4 protein-coding genes and 1 pseudogene are annotated in these 2,687 nt (G+C 45.6%); all 5 read right to left on the minus strand.

Going from position 1 to position 2,687, the window contains the following annotated elements:
- Nucleotides 1–103: 103 nt before the first annotated feature.
- Nucleotides 104–265, minus strand: a pseudogene (locus SJH88_RS18845) (IS5/IS1182 family transposase); the annotation flags it as partial.
- Complete coding sequence (locus SJH88_RS19830) at nt 262–627, minus strand: winged helix-turn-helix domain-containing protein (protein ID WP_420921763.1); 366 nt, start codon at nt 625–627, stop codon at nt 262–264. The pseudogene SJH88_RS18845 and the gene SJH88_RS19830, both read right to left, overlap by 4 nt.
- Nucleotides 628–711: 84 nt before the next feature.
- Nucleotides 712–1,053 carry a DUF3024 domain-containing protein gene (locus SJH88_RS18850; RefSeq protein WP_274755354.1) on the minus strand — a complete coding sequence of 114 codons (342 nt, stop codon included), beginning with the start codon at nt 1,051–1,053 and terminating at the stop codon, nt 712–714.
- Nucleotides 1,054–1,086: 33 nt separating this feature from the next.
- On the minus strand, nt 1,087–2,085 hold the full coding sequence (locus SJH88_RS18855) for a YagK/YfjJ domain-containing protein (RefSeq protein ID WP_274755355.1): 999 nt from the start codon (nt 2,083–2,085) through the stop codon (nt 1,087–1,089).
- A gap of 286 nt (nt 2,086–2,371) precedes the next feature.
- On the minus strand, nt 2,372–2,668 hold the full coding sequence (locus SJH88_RS19835) for a helix-turn-helix transcriptional regulator (RefSeq protein ID WP_420921764.1): 297 nt from the start codon (nt 2,666–2,668) through the stop codon (nt 2,372–2,374).
- Nucleotides 2,669–2,687: the final 19 nt, after the last annotated feature.

Genomic DNA, 2,687 nt, shown 5'->3' on the forward strand with positions numbered 1-2,687 from the left:
CAGCAGGCCAGACAGCAGTTCTTCGGGTACGTCGTGTTTCTTGGTGTTCATAGTGTTTACGGACAGGCCGGCTTGCGCCGGCTGTTGATTGGCCGTTTACACAAAATTTTGCACACCCTCGACTACGTCCGCGTTTGCCGCTGCCAGCGGCAAACCAGGCCATGCGCTTGTCCAACCAAATTGACAGTGAACCACGTGCCTTGAGTGCTGCGTTGTACTGTTTCCAATTCGTGGTTTGGTAGCGAGGTTTGTTGGCTGGGCTCATGTCGCAAGCCTACACCTGGCGGCATAGCTATTTATGCAACAACGCCGCCACTGCTCCAAATACTTCGAGTCGATACGCACTGGCTTGGAGGCCAAGACCTGCTGACCACGAGCCGTGATCTTGAAGACGGCTCGCTTTGGAGCCTCAATCAGCCCAGCCTTCTTCAGGTACGTTCTTGCCCACCCAATCCGATTCTTGAACACACCTTGCTGCCCACTTGGCAGTAGCTCTGCCCTCTCAGCCGATGTGAGACCGAACTGCTCTGCAAGAGCCTCTTCTGTTTCTCGCAACGAATGCTCACCGCCATCAGCCAAGTACGACAAGAACGGAAGCATGCAAGTTTGGTAGTCTGGAATCGCCATAGCCCAAGCATACCTGCAACAAAAGATTACAAACCGCAGCACGCAAGCAGACAGACATGCGACATCTGCTTCACATGGATGCGCCTATCCCCAAAAGCATCCGTAGAGATCTTTATCCACCACATCACAGAATGCCTCAATGGTGGATACAGCTGCAGCAGGCTCATAGCTGTGCCACTTGAGATCTGCACGCTGCCAGTACAGCTTCCAGAGTTGCTGCGTCTTGACCCAGGTAGCTTTGGCAAATGGACGCTCAATCACTTCTCCATCCATAAGCCTCCTTTTCTCCAGCAGGAAAATAGACTGCCCCTCAATCGAAAACATCAGATCTAACTGGTCGCGTACGTGTGCAGGCGGTCTACGCTTTTCGACAAAACCTGCAACAACTTTGCTGATTCTTCGTACTTCAAACTCACTAAAGGCCATGACCCCTCCCAAGAGCCATGACCTTAACACTACTCAGACACGCGAAGATACCGCATCCTGAGAAAAAGCTTTTAAGACCTCTTTGCGACGCATCACACGCGCTTTCTTCTTCGAATTAATCTCTCCTTTCCTAAATGTTCTGCTTAACCCATGAACCACTAGACGAGGAAATGGATCAGGCTTAGTGACATAGGCAGACATAGCCTTGACACCATTCTGAAAATCTTCATCCATTTTTACGAAATCACCAACAGATCTCCATTTGTAATTTTTCTGATGCTTCTTTTCATTGCAGTTGAAGTACCTACCAATTATTGGCACAACGTCTTTGACCCAGTGATGACCAAGACTCCTTGCTACATTCACATCGCGCCTGAGATTTGAGCCATTCAAAACAAAGATAGAGTGAATGTGTACCCCTCTATCATCACCAAACTCAATCTTCATTGCATAGCCAAGAAAATTCTGCTTATAGCTCTTGCGTGCAAAAGCAAGCAGCCTACTCCAATCATCTACAACGTTTTGCTGAGAGCTTATTGATTGTATAGGCTCTTGATGGTAGTAAAGATCAAGCCTCACAATCATGATCTTGCTATGAGCTATTTTTAAATCAGAAATATAGTCATACAAAGACTCTGCCCTACGTTTGTGGAGCTTATCTTCCTCCTGATAGGCGTTGTTAAACCCCTTAGATCCAATCCTCTTTATTAAGTTATAAAAAAGTATTCCTTCAAAGTCATCAGCACACTTCCACTCAGCCCTAGCATCCATAAGAGCTTTGAATACAGAGAAAGATGTATAAACCTTGCAAACTATCTCCTTGAAGAATTCATCATCAGGACTAGGAAGCTCACTATCCAAGGCCTGAAGCAGAACTCTCAGCTTCCTACTGAGCCTCAGCTTCAAATTAGATTTCAAAGAAGAATAGATTCTTCTAGCCACTTCATCAGCCAACTTCATCCAAGAAGCTAGCTGCAGCTCATAAAGCAGAGCCTCCCGCTCAAGAGAACTTTTTTCAATTTCAAACTTCATACAGCACCCAGAAGCTTGACCACCTTAGGGTCAAGCTAAGATGGTGAGATCAGATCTCTTTATCCCTTCATTACACAAGCAATCATCTCGTGAAGAGAACTGCTTGTGTATATTTCATCAGTTAATTGATGCACTATTCTTTAAGTCATCTTTGTTATTAATCTTTATAACATAAGCTCCCAAAACACTTCAGGCTTTAAATCATCACAACTGATCAGAATCACCAGTCATTCACACAAGTTTTCTGCACAAAACAAAGCCAGCACGTGGCTGGCAAGTTAGGTCCTCAAGATGACTGAGCAACATTCATCTTGGACTCAATCCAATCATCGATCTGATCCTCAATCCATGCTACGGAATTTTCACTCAACCTTATTGGCTTAGGAAATTTTTCATCATAGTACTTTGAATGAGAATTCAGTCTGCTATAGATAAATGACTTGGAAACATCCAGCTTCAAGCAAAGCTTTTTTATGCTTAACTGTCGGGTCCCGGACGATTGGCTGCTTAAAAACAAGCGTCCGTTGCTGCATGGCCGAGAGGTACTGCAAGCAGTTCTGGCAACATGGCAATCCCGTGCCAAGGAGTTGCCATGCTGATCA

Source organism: Comamonas sp. GCA5, from assembly GCF_036541385.1.
Lineage (GTDB): Bacteria > Pseudomonadota > Gammaproteobacteria > Burkholderiales > Burkholderiaceae_C > Comamonas > Comamonas aquatica.

Coding starts and splice junctions, on each gene's coding strand:
- SJH88_RS19830 (WP_420921763.1), bottom strand. CDS start 627: ATGGCGATTCCAGACTACCAAACTTGCATGCTTCCGTTCTTGTCGTAC.
- SJH88_RS18850 (WP_274755354.1), bottom strand. CDS start 1,053: ATGGCCTTTAGTGAGTTTGAAGTACGAAGAATCAGCAAAGTTGTTGCA.
- SJH88_RS18855 (WP_274755355.1), bottom strand. CDS start 2,085: ATGAAGTTTGAAATTGAAAAAAGTTCTCTTGAGCGGGAGGCTCTGCTT.